Origin of the sequence: uncultured Metabacillus sp. (assembly GCF_947503125.1) — a bacterium.
Classification (GTDB): Bacteria; Bacillota; Bacilli; order Bacillales; family Bacillaceae; genus Metabacillus.
This window is the reverse complement of record NZ_CANNCR010000146.1, coordinates 1-1,470: the sequence shown is the minus strand read 5'-3', so window position 1 is coordinate 1,470 and position 1,470 is coordinate 1. Positions and strand designations below refer to the sequence as shown.

At 36.6% G+C, this 1,470-nt stretch carries 1 protein-coding gene; it reads right to left on the bottom strand.

Translation table 11 applies throughout. From position 1 onward, the window contains the following. Window positions 1–40: 40 nt before the first annotated feature. Window positions 41–1,369 (bottom strand): IS3 family transposase, encoded by a 1,329-nt coding sequence (locus Q1B07_RS26535; protein ID WP_299095781.1) that lies wholly within the window; start codon window positions 1,367–1,369, stop codon window positions 41–43. Window positions 1,370–1,470 lie beyond the last annotated feature (101 nt).

The window sequence follows — 1,470 nt, the reverse complement described above, 5'->3', positions numbered from 1 at the left end:
ATAAACTGGTACCCGTGTCAAGGACACATGAAAAAAAGAGTCAAGCAAATAGAAGATGATTCCTATATTGAATAGGGGTCATCTTTTTTAAATTCCATTGATATCGATGATTGTTATAGTAAACCATATAATGATTTATTTTTGCCTTTAGTTCGTTTAATGTTTTACAAGATTGATAGTCTACGTCATCCTTTAAATGACCAAAAAATGATTCCATTGGGGCATTATCCCAGCAGTTTCCTCTTCTAGACATTGATTGGCCTAAACCATATTTCTTTAATAACTTTTGATAGGTTGGGCTAGTATAATGGCTACCTTGATCCGAATGGATAAAGGCATCTGGGTGAAGGGTAACCTTCTTGTTATTAACTAACTTTTGGATGGTCTTCGTTGCAATGTCTAACGTAATTCGATCAGATACATGATAAGCGAGTAGCTCGTTCGTGCAAGCATCTTTTATGGTCGACAAATAAGCCATACTATTTCCGTTATATGGCAAATAGGTAATATCCGTTAATAACACTTTCCCTGGAATTCCTTGCTTGAATTCTCTGTTTAACTTGTTTGGAACGACCTGATGCTCCTTTGTTGCTTTAGCGATCTTTTTATAAGGATTCGGCCTTCTATGAGGGCAGACTATACCGTATTTCCTCATAATTCTTTGTATCTTTTTACGACTAAAGATTAAGTTATAGTCATTCTCCAATATCATCTTTATGGAACGCGACCCTTTCTTATATCCCCGACGATTAAATGCCTTTAATATGACTTCTTTCGCTTCTAAGTCCAATTGCTCTCTTGCTTCTCGGATATTGGATGCTTTTAGATAGCTATAATATCCAGAACGAGAGACCTCTAAAAGGTCACAAAAATACCTGGTCATTCGCTTAAATTGATTCTGTTCAACGGTCTCATAAATCAATTGATATACTCTACTCGGATCTAGACTTTTGCTTTCGTTTAGCAGCCTCCTTTCTGTCGCTTCTAGCTTTTTTAATAGCTCCACCTGCCCCTCCAGAAGTTTAATCTTTGCTTCCTGCCTTTCAATCACTTCGGAAGGTGTTAGTTCCCGGTTCAATGGTCTGCCTGAACCTGTTTTCCTCGTATCAGTCAGTCCGATTAATCCATTCTTCTCATAGGCTTTCTTCCATCTATGAGCTGATTGTTCGATTCGCTTCATTCCTATAATGTCCGCATCAAAGCCGTTCTCTATAAAAATTTGTCGAGGGAGTTTGCCCGCTAAATACTCATCCATAAATCTATTTTTAAAGGAATCCGTATAAGTAATGGCTCGCTCGCTAACACGTTGTATATTCGGATTTTTTTGAAGTGTTTTTATCTCTTTAGTTGAAAATGTTATTTTACTCATGTTATCCCCTAATCCCCATAATCTTGAAATTCAAGTATATAAAAAAATACCTATAGATGAAACACTCTTTTTCGAGTGTCCTATCTATAGGTACCATATTA